At 65.1% G+C, this 14977-nt stretch carries 14 protein-coding genes; 6 read left to right on the top strand and 8 right to left on the bottom strand.

Annotation, left to right across the window (positions count from 1 at the left end):
• The 6 genes from ACTQ1Z_RS03620 to ACTQ1Z_RS03645 all read left to right on the top strand — a co-directional run.
• Positions 1-235 (top strand): hypothetical protein (locus ACTQ1Z_RS03620; RefSeq protein WP_441858797.1); only part of this gene is annotated, 235 nt, incomplete at its 5' end.
• 7 nt (positions 236-242) lie between these two features.
• Positions 243-1559 (top strand): 23S rRNA (uracil(1939)-C(5))-methyltransferase RlmD, encoded by a 1317-nt coding sequence (gene rlmD, locus ACTQ1Z_RS03625; protein WP_441858799.1) that lies wholly within the window; start codon positions 243-245, stop codon positions 1557-1559.
• Between the two features lie 36 nt (positions 1560-1595).
• Positions 1596-2147 (top strand): DJ-1 family glyoxalase III, encoded by a 552-nt coding sequence (locus ACTQ1Z_RS03630; protein WP_441858801.1) that lies wholly within the window; start codon positions 1596-1598, stop codon positions 2145-2147.
• Positions 2148-2156: 9 nt separating this feature from the next.
• Positions 2157-2825: a Maf family protein gene (locus tag ACTQ1Z_RS03635; protein ID WP_441858803.1), complete on the top strand. Its 669-nt coding sequence runs from the start codon at positions 2157-2159 to the stop codon at positions 2823-2825.
• Positions 2825-3916, top strand: a complete 1092-nt coding sequence (locus ACTQ1Z_RS03640; RefSeq protein ID WP_441858805.1) for a P1 family peptidase — start codon at positions 2825-2827, stop codon at positions 3914-3916. The genes ACTQ1Z_RS03635 and ACTQ1Z_RS03640 overlap by 1 nt, the downstream gene beginning before the upstream one ends.
• Before the next feature lie 54 nt (positions 3917-3970).
• Entirely contained in the window at positions 3971-4795 is an 825-nt protein-coding gene (locus ACTQ1Z_RS03645; RefSeq protein WP_441858807.1) for an HAD family hydrolase, read from the top strand.
• A gap of 710 nt (positions 4796-5505) precedes the next feature.
• On the opposite strand, the gene ffh is transcribed toward ACTQ1Z_RS03645, so the two are convergent.
• The 8 genes from ffh to ACTQ1Z_RS03685 all read right to left on the bottom strand — a co-directional run bounded on the left by ffh (position 5506) and on the right by ACTQ1Z_RS03685 (position 14797).
• Positions 5506-6909 (bottom strand): signal recognition particle protein, encoded by a 1404-nt coding sequence (ffh, locus tag ACTQ1Z_RS03650; RefSeq protein WP_441858809.1) that lies wholly within the window; start codon positions 6907-6909, stop codon positions 5506-5508.
• A gap of 71 nt (positions 6910-6980) precedes the next feature.
• Positions 6981-7880 carry a signal recognition particle-docking protein FtsY gene (gene ftsY, locus ACTQ1Z_RS03655; protein ID WP_441858811.1) on the bottom strand — a complete coding sequence of 300 codons (900 nt, stop codon included), beginning with the start codon at positions 7878-7880 and terminating at the stop codon, positions 6981-6983.
• Complete coding sequence (gene smc, locus ACTQ1Z_RS03660; RefSeq protein WP_441858813.1) at positions 7880-11467, bottom strand: chromosome segregation protein SMC; 3588 nt, start codon at positions 11465-11467, stop codon at positions 7880-7882. Before smc ends, ftsY begins: the two co-directional genes overlap by 1 nt.
• On the bottom strand, positions 11458-12174 hold the full coding sequence (rnc, locus tag ACTQ1Z_RS03665) for a ribonuclease III (protein ID WP_441858815.1): 717 nt from the start codon (positions 12172-12174) through the stop codon (positions 11458-11460). Before rnc ends, smc begins: the two co-directional genes overlap by 10 nt.
• A 106-nt stretch (positions 12175-12280) precedes the next feature.
• Complete coding sequence (plsX, locus tag ACTQ1Z_RS03670) at positions 12281-13273, bottom strand: phosphate acyltransferase PlsX (RefSeq protein WP_441858817.1); 993 nt, start codon at positions 13271-13273, stop codon at positions 12281-12283.
• Between the two features lie 153 nt (positions 13274-13426).
• On the bottom strand, positions 13427-13606 hold the full coding sequence (gene rpmF, locus ACTQ1Z_RS03675) for a 50S ribosomal protein L32 (RefSeq protein WP_293813983.1): 180 nt from the start codon (positions 13604-13606) through the stop codon (positions 13427-13429).
• Positions 13607-13748: 142 nt separating this feature from the next.
• Positions 13749-14312 carry a YceD family protein gene (locus ACTQ1Z_RS03680; protein ID WP_441858819.1) on the bottom strand — a complete coding sequence of 188 codons (564 nt, stop codon included), beginning with the start codon at positions 14310-14312 and terminating at the stop codon, positions 13749-13751.
• A gap of 5 nt (positions 14313-14317) precedes the next feature.
• Entirely contained in the window at positions 14318-14797 is a 480-nt protein-coding gene (locus tag ACTQ1Z_RS03685) for an ATPase (protein WP_293813981.1), read from the bottom strand.
• Positions 14798-14977 lie beyond the last annotated feature (180 nt).

A 14977-nucleotide genomic window follows, 5' to 3' on the forward strand; every position in this document is an offset into this window, starting at 1 on the left:
GGCCGCGCCCGCGCCGGTGGCCACGCCCGCGCCCGCACCGGTGGCCACGCCCGTAGAGGAACCCGCCCACGTCACCGCCACCCTCATCGAAGACGCTTCGGAGCGCCAGTCTCGTCGCGTAGGCAATGCCGCGGCGGACACGCAACTCGCCAGGCGTCCGCGCGGACGTGTCGCCACCGCGTTTGCCATTTTTGGGTTAGGCTTCAAGACGTTGTTTGGACGCACGAAGAACTAGGACATACATGAGACTTTCCATAGAGCGGATGACCTACGGGCCCGACGCAATCGCCCACACCGAAGACGGCAAATGCGTGTTCGTCTCCGGTGCCATCGCCGGAGACGTCGTCGAGGCGGAGCTTGTAAGCGACGGGAAGTCCTTCGCGAAAGCGAAGGTCACCGAGGTTCTTGAGCCCTCCCCCGCCCGCGTCACCCCCACATGGCCGCTTGCGACGGTGCTTGGCTGCGCGCCCTGGGCTTGCATGGAACGCGAGGCCCAGCTTGCCGCGAAGCGCGCCAACGTCGTCGACGCGCTCGCTCGTGTGGGCCACATGGCCGATGCTGACGAGCTCGTTCGTGACTGCCTCGCCCCCAGCGACGCCTGGCACTATCGCAACAAGGCCGAGCTTGCGTTCGTTCGCGACGGCCGCCACGCAACGCTTGGCATGTACGCCGCAGACGGCGCGACGGTCATCCGCGTTGATGAGTTCCCGCTGCTCGACATTCCCGCCAAAGGGCGCGACGCCAAGCTCGTGAAGAACGTCTCGGGAGCGCTCTCCTATCTCGCGAGCTCTCATGAGCTCGAGATCGAGCGCGTGGGCATTCGCCGCTCCAGCCGCACAAAGGACATGGAAATCGCGATCTGGACTCCCGCCGGGGCCTTCCCGCGCGGCCAGGCAAAGCGCGTCCTCGAAGCGACGCACGCCACATCCCTCGTGCGCGTCATGACGAAGGGTCCGTCCAAGGCCCGCAAGATCGCCGGCGTCGAGCGCCTCGATGGAGCCGGCTCCTGGAGCGAGCGCATCGCCGGCAACGTCATGCGCCTCTCCGCCCCAAGCTTCTTCCAGGTGAACACCAAGGGTGCTGAGAAACTCGTCGAACTCGTCATGAACGCGCTCGACCCGCAGGAAGACGACATCGCGATGGACCTCTACTCCGGCGCCGGTACCTTCACGTTGCCACTCGCCCAGAGGTGTGACTTCGTCGATGCCGTTGAGTCCTATGGCCCCGCCGTGCGCGATCTCCGCCGCAACCTCGAGGAGGCTCGCCTCGACAACGTCGACGCCGTGGGTGGAGACGCAGGCCGCGAGTTCCCGGATGACGACGCGGACATCATCGTCGTCGATCCGCCCCGCGCCGGCCTCGCAGACGATGTCGTGTCCCAGCTTTCGGATCAGCCCGCTCGCGCCATCGCCTACGTGAGCTGCGACCCGGCGACCCTCGCCCGCGACCTCGCCCGCTTCCGCGAGATCGGCGTCTTCGAGCCTGTCTCCGTCACGCCGGTCGACCTCTTCCCGCAGACCTTCCACGTCGAGACCGTCACCAAGCTCGTTCGTAAGTAACCCACAAAGCCGCCGACACGGCAGATTGGATACACCATGGCACGCATCGCAATCCTTCTCGCTGATGGCTTCGAGACCATCGAGGCGCTCGCCCCGGCAGACGTCTGTCGTCGCGGCGGCCAGGACGTGGCCCTCGTCACCGTAAACGCCGAGCCGCACGTCACCTCCGCCCAGAACGTCGGCATCGACTGCGATGCCACGCTTGACACCTATGACTTCGCCACCTGCGACCTCATCGTCCTGCCCGGCGGCCTTCCTGGCACCACGACACTGCGCGCCACCGACCGCGTCTGCGAGCTCGCGCGTGACTTCATGGCGAACCGTAAGGTAGGCTCGATCTGCGCCGCTCCTTCCATCCTTGCCGAGCTCGACCTCCTCGAAGGACGAACGGCCACCTGCTATCCGGGCTTCGAGGGAGATTTTCCCGCCGGCGTTCGCCCGGAGAAGAACGGCGTCTACCGCGACGGCAACCTCGTGACCGCGTCCGGCCCTGGCTTTGCCGTCGAGTTTGGCCTCGCCCTGCTCGAGCTTCTCACCGACAAGGCCACCGCTGACGGTGTCGCCTCCGGCATGCTCATCGAAAGGTAGGTGCGCGTTTTGTCGCTGTTTGACCTTCCCAGCCGCATAGATCGCCTCGTTCTCGCAAGCGGCTCCCCCAGGCGCGTCGAGCTCCTGAGGGAGATGGGCTTCGACCCCATCGTGAGACCGCAGGACATCGATGAGGCGGCGGCGCTCGAGGCGTTTGCCAACAGCTTTGACGAGGAGCTGGGCGAGGATTTCGTCGAAGAGCCCACGTGCGAGGAGATGGTCCGCCATCTCGCGGAATGCAAGGCAATGAGTGCCCTCGGAGAAGAGACCAAGCCCGGCGACGTCATTCTCGCTGCAGACACCATCGTCGCCATCGACGGCGAGGAGCTCGGCAAGCCCCATTCCGAGGAAGATGCCATCGAGATGCTCCACGCGCTCTCCGGACGCACGCACGAAGTGTCTACCGGCGTCTGCCTCCTATCTCCCACGCGAACGGGCGGACACAGGTCCTTCTCGTTCTATGAGACCACGCGCGTCACATTCTATGAGCTAGACGATGCGACCATCGAAGCCTACGTTAAAACCGGCGAGCCGCTCGACAAGGCCGGAGCCTACGGGATCCAGGGGCTCGGCCGCACGCTTGTGCGTACAATCGAGGGCGACTACTTCAATGTGGTTGGCCTCCCCGTGGCCAAAACGATGCGCGCACTTGAGGCTTTCGTCGGAAAGAGCGACTAATGGCAAAGAGAATTTCGGGTCGAACGATGCAGGACGACAAGAGGCTCGAAGGTCCGCGTGACCTTGCGGCCAATGCGGCGGAGGTGCCAGCCACGACCATCGCTGACGTCTCCCAAATCCCCGGAATTCGCATTGCCCATCACACGGACGAGGAGAACGGCACCGGCTGCACGGTCATCGTCTGCCCGGCCGGCGCCACAGGCGGCGTAGACGTCCGAGGGGGCGCCCCCGCCACTCGAGAGACAGACCTCCTCCGCCCGGAGGAGACGGTCGACGTCCTGCACTCCGTCGTGCTCTCTGGCGGAAGCGCCTATGGCCTGGCCGCCTCCGTTGGCGTTGCCGAGGAGCTCGAGCGCCACGGCATCGGGCTTGACGTGCAGGTTGGCGTCGTCCCCATCGTATCTGGCGCATGCCTCTTCGACCTGGCCTTCGCAAACCCGCACGTACGCCCCACCGCCCGCGATGGAGCCTCGGCATGTGCCCGCGCGCTCGATAACCCGCCGGTCCCGCTGCCCAGAGGCAACGTTGGTGCCGGCTGTGGATGTACCGTCGGCAAGCTTGGCGGCCCCACGTTCGCGATGAAGTCCGGTCTCGGGACCGACGTCGAACAGGCGGGTACGCTCGTCTGCGGTGCCATTGCCGCCGTGAATGCGTGCGGAAACGTCGTCGACCCGGATACGGGCGAGGTCATCGCCGGCATGCGCTCCCAGACGGGCGCGGGTTTCGTGGATGAGTGTGACCTCGCACTCTCCATGGCTGCGAGGATGCCCCTCGAAGCAGGCCACAACGGCAGCTCCCAGCCTCCCATGCGCACGAACACGACCATCTCCTGCGTCATCACCAACGCCAAGCTCACGAAGGCTCAGGCAACGAAGGTCGCCCAAATGGCGGCGGATGCCTACGCCCACGCAATTCGCCCCACCCACACGACCAATGACGGCGACACCGTCTTCGTCATGGCAACCGGTGAGGTTGAGATGCCCGTCGACGTGGTGGGTATCCTCGCGACGCGCGCCCTCGAGCGAGCCATCGCAGACGGCGCCCGCAGCGCCAAGACCTCTCACGGCCTCCCCGGTGCCGCGGATCTCTAGGGCCGTTCACCAGGCTCGCACACACCCGTACGAACGAATAGCGGAAAGGCTCCAATGTACAAGCTCATCGCAAGCGATATGGACGAGACGTTCCTCGACGGACATCACCAGATTCCGCCCGCAAACCTCCCGGCACTCAAGCGCCTGCGCGAGCTGGGCGTGCTCTTCGTTCCCAGCTCCGGGCGAGGCTATCTCTCCATCATGGACAACTTCGAGGACATCGACCCCGCCCTCATGGAGGGCACGTACGTCATCTCCTACAACGGAGGCTCGATCAACCGCTTTGGAGACCCCGAGCCCATCTTTTCCCACAACCTTGACCATGATCTCGCAGACGAGCTCTGGAGATTTGGGCGCGAGCGCGGGCTCTCCATGCACGCCTACACGCCAGATGGTCGCATTCTCGTGCAAGGCATGACCGAAAGCGAGTCTCGCTACTTGGCGTCACTCCGACGCATCGAGAAAGTGGACCTTCCAGACCTGTCGAGCGTACCCGTCGTCTCGAAGATGATCTACATGAACATGGACTTCGACTGGCTTCACGAGTTTGGTGCCAACGTCATCGATCCCATGCTCGACGGACGAGCAGCGATCACCTACTCCTCCGGTCGCTACCTCGAGGTCAACCCCCTAGGCTGCGACAAGGGCGAGGGCCTCAGGAAGCTTGCCGAGATTCTCGGCGTAGACATCGCGGACACGATCGCCTTCGGGGACTCGGCCAATGACCGCGAGATGATCGCCGCAGCTGGCCTTGGTGTGGGCGTGGCCAACGTGACCGACGACGTGCGCCCCATCTGCGACCTCGTGCTCGACACGACGGGGCTCGACGGAGCGCTTCCCGAATTAGTCGAGCGCATCATCGAGCCCCAGCATCGCTAGGCAGAACCGCCCGGGCGCTTCTCGATACGCCCGGGCGCTCACGCTCGATCCCATGTCTTTTTACGACTACGCCGCCGTAGGCTCCACGCTTAACGACTGCGCCGACGCGGCGCCGGCGTTTATTGGCTTCGCAACCGCCGTCCCAACGATACCGACTACGCCGTCGCCTACATCCACGCTCCTCGGCCCGCTCCTTGCTCCGTCGCGCATGGCAAGGCCGATGCAAATCGTTCCATCCAGGCAATTTGCACGCAATAGTTGTCGTCTTGGGTCGTAGGGCCCTCGCTGCCCGCCATCGCGGCAAGGGCGTGCAACATATTTGAGATTCTGCGGCCCGATTCAAGCATTTTGAACTCCCAAACTCATATGCTAGCTAGACGCTAGCAGATAAAACCCCAGTTGGCCAAATTCTCTCATGACCCTAAAGCCGCTTTTCAGCCGCAGAATCTCAAATTCATTGTCTCTTGACCCACCGGCCAACTATTCGCGAGGGAAAGACGCCCCCCTCAAATGCCTCTTCGGACACCCGTTTCCCCGTCGTCACCACTTTTGAACGTCACGGCGCCCTCTAGGCGAGCGGAATCCCAGGGCGACTTCCCTCGAGCGTAAGATCTCCATCGCGGGCCCGCGCAATGGGCTGCGCCGGCTCACCTTCACGTGGGAACACAAAAGCGGCGCCGTGGAACGACCATGGCACCGCATCATCGACCCTAGAAAGGCAGCTTTCCTCCGGGCATGCCCATGCCGCCCGGCATGCCGCCGCCCATCTGACGCATCATTTGCTGCATCTGGCGCTTGGCCTGCTTGCGGTTGCCGCTCCCCATCATGCCGCGCATCTTGCCCATCATCTTGTTGAGCTCGCTCCACTGCTTGATGAGGCGGTTGACGTCCTGCACGGAGTGTCCGGAGCCGAGCGCGATGCGCTGGCGGCGCATGCCGTTGATGATGCCCGGGCGAGCGCGCTCCTCCTTCGTCATCGAGAAGATGATGCTCTCGATCTGGCGCATCTGCTCCTCGGAGTTATCGCCGCCCATCTGGCGCAGCGCCTTGTCTCCACCGGGAAGCATGCCCAAGATCTTTCCCATGCCGCCCATCTTGCGAATCTGCTGCATCTGGGCAAGCATGTCGTCCATCGTGAAGCCCTCGCGCAGCATCCTCTCGGCTTCGGCGACGGAAGCGGCGTCGGCGTTGGCCTGGGCCGTCTCGATGATGCCCACGACATCACCCATGCCGAGGATGCGCTTGGCCATGCGATCAGGGTGGAATGCCTCGAGGGACTCGGGCTTCTCGCCCATGGAGACGAACTTAATGGGCTTACCCGTCACGGCGCGGACGGACAACGCGCCACCACCGCGGGCGTCGCCATCGAGCTTGGACATGATGACGCCATCGAAGTCGGTGCGCTCGGCGAACTCGGAAACAACGTTGACGATGTCCTGGCCGGTCATCGCGTCGACGACCATGAGGACCTGATCGGGCTTGACCGCGCTCTTGATGTCGACGGCCTCCTGCATCATGAGCTCGTCGATCTGGAGACGGCCGGCGGTGTCGACGATGACCACGTCGCGGAGGTGGTCAACGGCCTCCTGGACGGCCTCGCGCGCGATCGCGACGGGGTCCTTACCATCACCGCGGTAGACCGGCACGCCAATCTCGCCGCCGAGGGTCTCGAGCTGGTCAGCCGCGGCGGGACGGTGCGTGTCGCACGCGGCGAGCTGCGGAGAGTGGCCCTGCTTCTTGAGCATGTAGGCAAGCTTGGCGCTCGCGGTGGTCTTACCAGAGCCCTGCAGGCCAACGAGCATGATCACGTTGGGCGTGCGGTTGGGCATGAGGGTGAGCTTGCTCTCAGTGGAGCCAAGAAGCTCCGTGAGCTCGGCGAGAACGACCTTGACGACGTTCTGCGCAGGCGTCAGAGAGGTAAGGACCTCGGCCGTGAGGCACTGCTCCTTGCAGCGGGCCACGAAGTCCTTGACCACGCGGAAGTTGACGTCCGCCTCGAGCAGCGCCATGCGAATCTCGCGCATTGCCGCGTTGATATCGTCCTCCGTGAGGCGACCCTTGCCACGCAGCTTGTCAAAGGTATCCGTGAGGCGGTCTGAGAGGCTATTGAACATCGAAGCTCCTAGCTGGGATTCGTTGCGAACAGTACTGGCTAGACGTCGGGAGCAGCTCGGTAAGCTCGAGCCTAGATCGTCTCGCCCACAAGGGCGCGGGTGAAGTTGAGCGCGTCGAAGGACTGGAAGTCATCGATGCCCTCGCCCACACCGATGCGCCAGATCGGCAGGTCGAGCTGACTCGCAATCGAGACCGCGATACCGCCCTTCGAGGTGCCGTCGAGCTTCGTCACGATGAGGCCATCGAGATCGAGCGCGTCGTTGAACTCCTTCGCCTGCGCGAGGCCGTTCTGGCCAGTGGTCGCGTCGACGACGAGGACGACAGTCACGGGCATGCTCGCGCGCTTGCGCGTGACGTTTACGATCTTGGCGAGCTCGCGCATGAGCTCGGGAGACGTGTGCAGGCGTCCGGCGGTGTCGATGAGCATGAGCTCCGTGCCCTCGCGCTCCGCGGTCTCGACCACGTCATAGCAGACGCTCGCGGGGTCAGCGCCGCGCTCGCGGGTGACGACGCGTACGTCGGCGCGCTCGCCCCAGACCTGAAGCTGTTCGATTGCGGCGGCGCGGAAGGTGTCAGCGCCGCCGATGAGGACGGACTTGCCGGAGCCCTTCGCAGCCGCGGCAAGCTTGCCCACCGTGGTGGTCTTACCGGCACCGTTGATGCCAACGAACAGCACGCAGCTCGGCGTGTCATCGAACGGATCGCGCTCGGAGGTGGGGAACGCCTCGGCCAGGCGCTTGGCGAGGGCCTCGCGGAGCTGGTCGGCCGTACGCAATCCCTTCTTTGCGGCAAGCTCGCGGAGGTCATCCGTGACGCTCATCGCGAGCTCGGGACCGATGTCACCCATGACGAGGGTGTCCTCGAGATCCTCCCAGAACTGCTCGTCGACGTCGCCGCCCATGTAGAAGATCTGGTTGAGCGCCTCGCGAGACTTCGCGAGTCCGCTCCTCAAGCGGTCAGCAAGCCCCATCAGGCATCGACCACCTTTCCTGTCGCGCGGTCAAGCCGCTGGGATACAACGTGACTGACACCATCGGCCTGCATGGAGACGCCGTACAGGACGTCGGCCTGCTCCATGGTCCTCCTCTGGTGCGAAATGACGATGAGCTGAGTCGTCTCCTTGAGCTGCTCGATGGCATCGAGCAGTTTGTCGAGGTTGGCGTCGTCGAGCGCCGCCTCCACCTCGTCGAAGACGTAGAACGGCACGGTTCGCGTGCGATAGACGGCAAAGAGCAGCGCGAGGGCCGTGAGGGACTTCTCGCCACCGCTCATGAGCGTCATCTTCGCGATGCGCTTGCCCTTGGGCTGCGCCACGACCTCGATGCCGGTCTCCGCGGGATGGTCCGGGTCGCACATCTCGAGATGCGCCTTGCCACCCGGAAAGAGCATGCCGAAAATCTCGATGAAGTTGGCGTTCACGGCCTCGAAGGTCTCGAGGAACTGCCTACGCATCTTGCGGTCGATGGCCGCAGTGATCTTGACGAGCGCGGCACGGGCCCTCTCGAGGTCCTCGAGCTGAGCTCCGATGTAGTCCGCGCGCTCCTTGAGCTTGGTGTACTCGTCCATCGCGACCTGGTTGACGGGGCCGAGGCTATCGATCTGACGGCGAAGGGACGCGACCTCGCGCTCGGTGGCCTCGCGGTCATCGGGCTCGGGCATCTGCAGCGCCTCTTCGAGGACGTGCCTACCGTCGGCCGTAATCTGCGCGATCGCCTGCTCGACGCGGACCTCGAGACGCCCGCTCTCCACCTTGACGTCGTTCTGGGCGCCCTTGGCCTGCTCAAGTGCCGCATTGGCGTCCGCGACCTGCTGCTTCGCGTCGCCGATGGTCTTCTTGAGGGAGTCGGAGTCCGCCTCGGCGAGGCTCGCGCGGTCACGCAGGCGCTCTGCCCAGGTCTTACAAGCCTCGTGGATCGCCTCGTAGCGCTCGTGGAGCGGGTCGACGCGAAGGCGCAGCACCTCGAGGGAGCGCGTAGCCTCCTCCGCGGCGCGGGCGCGCTCGTCGAGGGAGGAGATGCGGCCAGAGAGCTCACGCTGACGCTCGTCGAGGTGATGCAGGCGCTCGCGGCTCGTCGCAAGCTTGAGGCGCGCGTCCGCGGCCTTCTTGGTGGCCTCGTCCTCTGCTCGAGAGGCCTCACGACGGCGGGTGTTGGCCTCCTCGAGGTCGCGGGACAACTTGGCAAGACATTCCTTGGCAGCATCTGCCTGAGCCTTGAGCTCGTCCAAGCGCGGACGGGCCTCGCGGGTGCGCTCGCGCGCCTTCTCGCGGCGGGCCTCGACCTGCGTGCGCTCGTCGTGAGCGGAGCTCACCTGAGACTGCAGCCGGCCGATCTCCGAGTTAAGGGAGTCCCTCTCGCCAGTGAGACGGGAGAGCTCGCCGGCGGCGTCGGCGGAGGCGTCGCGAGCCCGGGTGAGGGCGTCCGCGGCGGCGTCCGCGGCGGCGGAGGCGTTCGCGAGCGTCGAGTCGGCCGAGGCGACGGCTGCCTCAAGGGCGGGCATACCTTCCTCAAGAGCTGCGACCTCGCGCCTGCGCTCAAGCGTGCCCGCTACGGCGCCGGCGGAGACGCCAGCCCGCGTGCGGCCGTCGCTCGTCGCAACGACGCCGGACTCGGTAACGTAAGTAAGGCCCGGGTTCGCGGCGTGGGCGCGCACCGCTGACTCGGGGGAATCGACAATGAAGACATCGCCCAAGAGGCGCTCGACGAGGCCCCTGGCGTCGTCGGCGACGTCAAACAAGTCGACAAGGCGACGGCCCTCCCCCTGGGGCGCGACGGGCGCGGTCTCGGAGAGATTAAGAACCGTAAGAGAACCGGCGGCCGACGCCTCGCCCGCGGCGGCATCCATGAGACGCGCGACGTCAGCGCCTGCGGAAACGACGGGCGCGGAGAGCGTCTCGCCGAGAAGGCGCTCGACGAGCGAGTCGAGCTCGGCCGGGGCGCTCACGACATCAGCGAGGCGGTAGCGAACGAGACCCGCGAGCGTGCCGTCAGACAGCACGCGTCCCTCGAGGGACTCGGAACCCGGGACGAGTCCGGCGTCGATCGAGCGAAGTGCCTCGAGCTTAGCCTGGGCGCCGGAGAGCGCGGCCTTGGCGGCGCCCAACGCCTCGCGCGCGGCCTTCGCGGCCTCGCGAGCGGTGTCCCTCTCAGCCGCGAGGCGAGAGATCTCCTCCTTGGCGGCCTCTGCGGCGGCGCGGGCGTCCTCGATGCTCGAGGCAAGCTCCTCGAGCCTGTCGGAGCGACTCGCAAGCGCGGCCTCGGCAGTCTCGAGTTGCTCGTCGATCTGCGCGAGACGGCTCGCGAACATCTGGTCCTCGACTTCGGCGTTACTGATTTCATCCGTGAGCTTGGCGTGCGCCAGCGTCGCGTCGTCAAGTTCGCGCTGGCAGGAGCGCTGCTCGTCATTGAGGCGCGCCTGGGCCGAGCCAGCCTCGCGGCGAGCGGACGTGGCCTCGCGAGCCGCGGGTTCAAGGCGCTTGACCTCCGCCTCGAGGGTCTCGGTCGCGACGCGCGTGTCAGACAGGCGTCCAGAGACGTCCTCGAGTTCGCTCGATGCTTCGCTCTTCTGGCGATCGATCTGCGAGAGCGTCATACGCGTCTCAGAGAGGCGATCGACCATGTTGCGGCCCTTCTCCTCGAGGAGGCGCATGTCGCTCTCGAGGCGGCCGAGGATGTCGCTGCAGCGGCGGCGCTGCTCGCCGAGGTCTCCGACGAAGAGGCCCTTCTGCTCGAGCAGGCTCTGGAGCTTCTCGAGCTCGCGGCTCTTCTCGTCCGCGCGGAACTGCGCGAGTTCGACGGCGGCCGAGGCCTCCTTGGCGCGGGACTCGAGCTCGGTCCACTGGCGCTGGAGACGCCTCACGTCGTCGACGGCGAGCTGGCAGGTGAGCTCTGACAGGCGACGGTCAAGCTCCTCCCAGCGCTTCGCGCGGTCAACCTGACGCTCGAGCGGGCGAAGCTGGCGGTTGAGCTCTCGCGCGACGTCGCGGGCTCGGACGAGGTTCTTGTCCATGTCTGCGAGCTTGCGCTGGGAGCGCTCCTTGCGACGACGGTGCTTGGAGATGCCCGCGGCTTCCTCGATGAGGACACGCCTCTCCTCCGGGCGGCTCGAGAGGATCGAGTCGAGCTTGCCCTGGGAGATGATCGAGTGCGTGTCCTTGCCGAGGCCGGAGTCATGCAGGATGTCCTGGATGTCCATGAGACGGGCCGGAGCGCCGTTGATGAGGTACTCGGACTCGCCGGAGCGATACATCCTGCGCGTGATGCCGACCTCGGAGAAGTCGACCGGCAGGGTGTGGTCCGTGTTGTCGAGCACGAGTGTGACCTCGGCCACTCCCACGGGCTTGCGGGCAGAGGACCCCGAGAAGACGACATCCTCCATGGCCTGGCCGCGCAGCATCTTGGCGCTCTGCTCGCCCAGGACCCAGAGGATGGCGTCGCTGACGTTGGACTTGCCCGACCCATTGGGGCCCACCACGACGGTGAGGCCCGGGTCGAAGACCATATGGGTGCGGTCCGCGAAGGACTTGAAGCCCTTCAGCGTGAGGGACTTCAGGAACAATTGACGCCCTCCTCGGCGAGGCGCTTGATGGCGTCGCTTGCGGCCGCGCTCTCCGCTTCCTTCTTGGAGGAGCCGGTGCCACGGCCCATGCGCCTCCCCTCAACGAGGACGACGGAGGTGAAGGTGGGGCTGTGCGCGGGGCCCTTCTCGCCCTCAAGCTTGTACTCGGGGGCACAGCGGAGCTCGCGCTGGGTGATCTCCTGGAGACGGCTCTTGGGGCTCACGGGACGCTCCGCGAGCTCGGGAACCATGTGGGGTCCAAGCGTGCGCTGAACGAACTCGTGCGTGACGTCATAGCCAGCGTCGAGGTACAGGGCGCCGACGACCGACTCGTATACGTTCTCGAGGGCGGAGTGGAGGCCACGGGAGCCCGTACCCTTCTCAGATTCGCCAAAGACGATGCACTCGCCGATACCGAGCTGGTCTGCCACGGCGGAGAGGGTCTTGCCGGAGACGAGGGTAATCTTGAGGCGCGTGAGCGCTCCCTCGTCCATGTCACGGAAGCGCTCGAAGAGGTCGGTCGCGACGATGGCGCCGAGGATGGAGTCTCCCAGGAACTCAAGCCTCTCGTAGGAGGCCGATACCGGCAGGCCCTCGACGGCGCTCGGGTGCGTGATGGCGGCCTCTACGAGGTCGCGGTTATTGAAGATGTGGCCACAGATGCTCTCGATGTGGCGAATCCGCTCGGTGGCGGTATTGCGGGGCATACTCTCCCCCATCTGTCGCAACGGCTAGATACAGCGACGGCGCCCGCGTGGAGCGCCGTCACACACATCAGGTTATTGTACCCGCTACCCGCCAATCGCGCAGAGTTTACTCCGCCTCGGCGATCGCCTCGGCAAGCTTTCCGCACAGGTTCTGGCGAACGCAGCGAGCTGCCGTCAGCGTACCGTTCATGATGGCGTCCGGATTGGTGGCTCCGTGGCCCACGAGAACGGGCGCCTTGAGGCCGAGCAGGGCGGCTCCACCGTAGCGGTCGCCGGACAGAAGCGCGGCGACCTCCTTCATGGCGGGCTTGACCAAGAGCGCTCCGAGGGCGACCTTCTTGCTCTGACCCGCCGCTGCCTTCAGCGCGGAGACGATGAACTTCGCCGTTCCCTCGACGGCCTTGAGGGCAATGTTGCCCGTGAAGCCGTCGGAGACGATGACGTCAAGGTCACCCGTAAGAATGTCGCGGCCCTCGCAGTTGCCGGAGAAATTGATGCCCTTGGTTGCCGCGAGCGCCGCATGGCGCGCGAGAGCCGCCTCGGAGCCCTTGGTCTCCTCGGTGCCGTTGTTGAGCAGGCCCACCGTGGGATTCTCCACGCCAAGAGCGATCTGGGAGTAGGCGGTGCCCATACGAGCGAACTGGACGATCATCTCCGGCGGGCAATCCGCGTTGGCGCCAAGGTCGAGAACGGTCGTCATGTGCCCGTCGACGCCAGGCATGGTGGCGCAGAGGGCAGCGCGACTCACGCCCTTGACTCGGCCGACGATGAGCGTGCCCGCCGCGAGGATGGCGCCAGTAGAGCCGGCGGAGAAGAAGGCGTCCGCCTCGCCCGCACGGACGGCGCGGCAGCCGCGCACGATCGAGGAGTCCTTCTTGCGACGGACGGCCTCCGTGGGATGCTCGTCCATCTCGATGGCCTCAGTGGTCACGAGGGCCTCGGCGCGAGCGTGCTTGGCACAGAACGGCACGACGACGTCCTCGTTACCGGCAACGACTACCTCGAGGTCGTCATCGGCCTCGAGAGCGCGGGCGATTCCCTCGAGAACGACCTCGGGCTTCTCGTCTCCGCCCATGGCATCGACTACGACACGGACCATGGTGGTTCCCTTCTCACGAACATAAGCGACACGGGGCGCACTGCCCGCGCAGGATGTTAACACCTTAGCATCCCGCACACGGCTGCCGTGTCCCGATAAACAAAAAAGGCCGACCCTTCCGGGCCGGCCTTCTGGCCACTCTAGGAATGGCGGCTACTCGGTGACGATGACCTGACGGCCATTGTAGTAGCCACAGCTCGGGCACACGCGGTGCGGGAGCTTCACGGCGCCACACTGGGGGCACGTGGAGCGAGCCGGCATAGCGAGCTTGCTGTTGGCCGAGCGACGGGTGTGGGTCGCGCCGCGGCCCTTCTTCTGCTTGGGTACTGCCATTGTTGACCTCTCTTACTGAACTTACGCCGCACCGCACGCGACGGTCTATCACAGACGAATTAGAATGATAGCACGAAATGGAGCGTTCGCACTAGAGATACACAGTATTTGGTGGAGGATTCTCACGTCAAGAGCAAATATGCTACCTCTCGTCATCATCCTCGAGGTTTAGATCAGCAAGAGCCGCAAACGGGCTCTCCGCGAGCTTCTCGGCCTCGCGCTTCGCGGCGCAGCCACAGTCCCCCTCGTTGAGATTCGCGCCGCACGTGGGGCAGAGGCCCTTGCAATCCTCGCGGCAGAGCACCACGAACGGCGTCTCCATGAGGATGGCAGCCATGATGGGCTCGGAGACGTCGATCGTGTGGTCCTCGTCCACCAGGGAGAAGTCCACCTCATCCTCGTCATCGGAGAGCTCTTCCTCTGCGGGAGCCTCGAACAGGAAGTACTCGTCTACCTCGGAGGCGACATCAAACTCGGCGTCTTCGAGGCAGCGGTCACACGTGCCGAGGACATGGGCACGAACCATGCCGGACGCGAGAATGCCCTCGCCGGCGTTGGTGAGGACGAGGTCGTAGTCGATGCCCCCAGGCAGCTTGAACTCGCGGCCGCCAAGCTCGTAGCCCGGCTCGTCGATGTGGCCGGAAAGGGGCAGGACGCTGCCAGCGCCTTCGAGGCGCTCGTCAATGAGAACGCGAATAGGCTCCATGGGAATTACCTGCGCGAAGAGCCGTCATCGAGCGACTGGCGGTTGCGCTCGAGAGTGCCGATAACGCTCTTGAGGTTGTCCTCGATGCCCGTGAGGAGGTTCTCGACGTACTCGTTGATGTGGTAGCGAAGGTCGCTCGCGTACTGCGTGGCCTGGTCGCGGATCTCCTCGGCCTGCTGGTTGGCGAGACGGACGACCTCCTGGTCGCCAGCGAGGATCATGGCCTGCTGCTGGGCATCAGCAACGATGGAATCCGCCATCTGGTGGGCGCGGGCGAGAATCTCGTCCTCCTCCTTGAGGATACGACGGGAGGTCTGGAACTCTTCCGGGAAGACGTTGCGGATCTCGTCAAGAAGCTCGTAGACGGCGTCAGCGTCGACAATCTTGGGATTGCTGCCGGTGCCGCCCATGATGGGCTTCTTGCCATCGGAGATAATGTCCTCGAGCTCGTTGACCAAGTTCTCGATCTCCTCACCTGGCTGCATGCGCAGGCTCCTTTCGTGCTGGCCCCAGACCCAACGCGCGGGCTTGCGGGACATGAAAATCGCAGGTACTTCGCGCGCTCCATGCGCGTATCCCGATTACTTTACCATACCCGCAGCTATATGGATTGCTGCTTACGGCGCGCAAGGGAATCTTCACCTGCGAGCCCAATATGTGCCGAC

This window comes from Parolsenella sp. LCP21S3_E11, assembly GCF_052118165.1.
In the GTDB taxonomy this organism is placed as follows: domain Bacteria; phylum Actinomycetota; class Coriobacteriia; order Coriobacteriales; family Atopobiaceae; genus Parolsenella.

What these genes read in the sequence shown, in the direction of transcription:
- ACTQ1Z_RS03645 (WP_441858807.1), top strand. Translation starts at nt 3,971, where the DNA reads ATGTACAAGCTCATCGCAAGCGATATGGACGAGACGTTCCTCGACGGA.
- rpmF (WP_293813983.1), bottom strand. Translation starts at nt 13,606, where the DNA reads ATGGCAGTACCCAAGCAGAAGAAGGGCCGCGGCGCGACCCACACCCGT.
- rlmD (WP_441858799.1), top strand. Translation starts at nt 243, where the DNA reads ATGAGACTTTCCATAGAGCGGATGACCTACGGGCCCGACGCAATCGCC.
- ACTQ1Z_RS03685 (WP_293813981.1), bottom strand. Translation starts at nt 14,797, where the DNA reads ATGCAGCCAGGTGAGGAGATCGAGAACTTGGTCAACGAGCTCGAGGAC.
- ACTQ1Z_RS03630 (WP_441858801.1), top strand. Translation starts at nt 1,596, where the DNA reads ATGGCACGCATCGCAATCCTTCTCGCTGATGGCTTCGAGACCATCGAG.
- ftsY (WP_441858811.1), bottom strand. Translation starts at nt 7,880, where the DNA reads ATGGGGCTTGCTGACCGCTTGAGGAGCGGACTCGCGAAGTCTCGCGAG.
- ACTQ1Z_RS03640 (WP_441858805.1), top strand. Translation starts at nt 2,825, where the DNA reads ATGGCAAAGAGAATTTCGGGTCGAACGATGCAGGACGACAAGAGGCTC.
- rnc (WP_441858815.1), bottom strand. Translation starts at nt 12,174, where the DNA reads ATGCCCCGCAATACCGCCACCGAGCGGATTCGCCACATCGAGAGCATC.
- ffh (WP_441858809.1), bottom strand. Translation starts at nt 6,909, where the DNA reads ATGTTCAATAGCCTCTCAGACCGCCTCACGGATACCTTTGACAAGCTG.
- ACTQ1Z_RS03680 (WP_441858819.1), bottom strand. Translation starts at nt 14,312, where the DNA reads ATGGAGCCTATTCGCGTTCTCATTGACGAGCGCCTCGAAGGCGCTGGC.
- plsX (WP_441858817.1), bottom strand. Translation starts at nt 13,273, where the DNA reads ATGGTCCGTGTCGTAGTCGATGCCATGGGCGGAGACGAGAAGCCCGAG.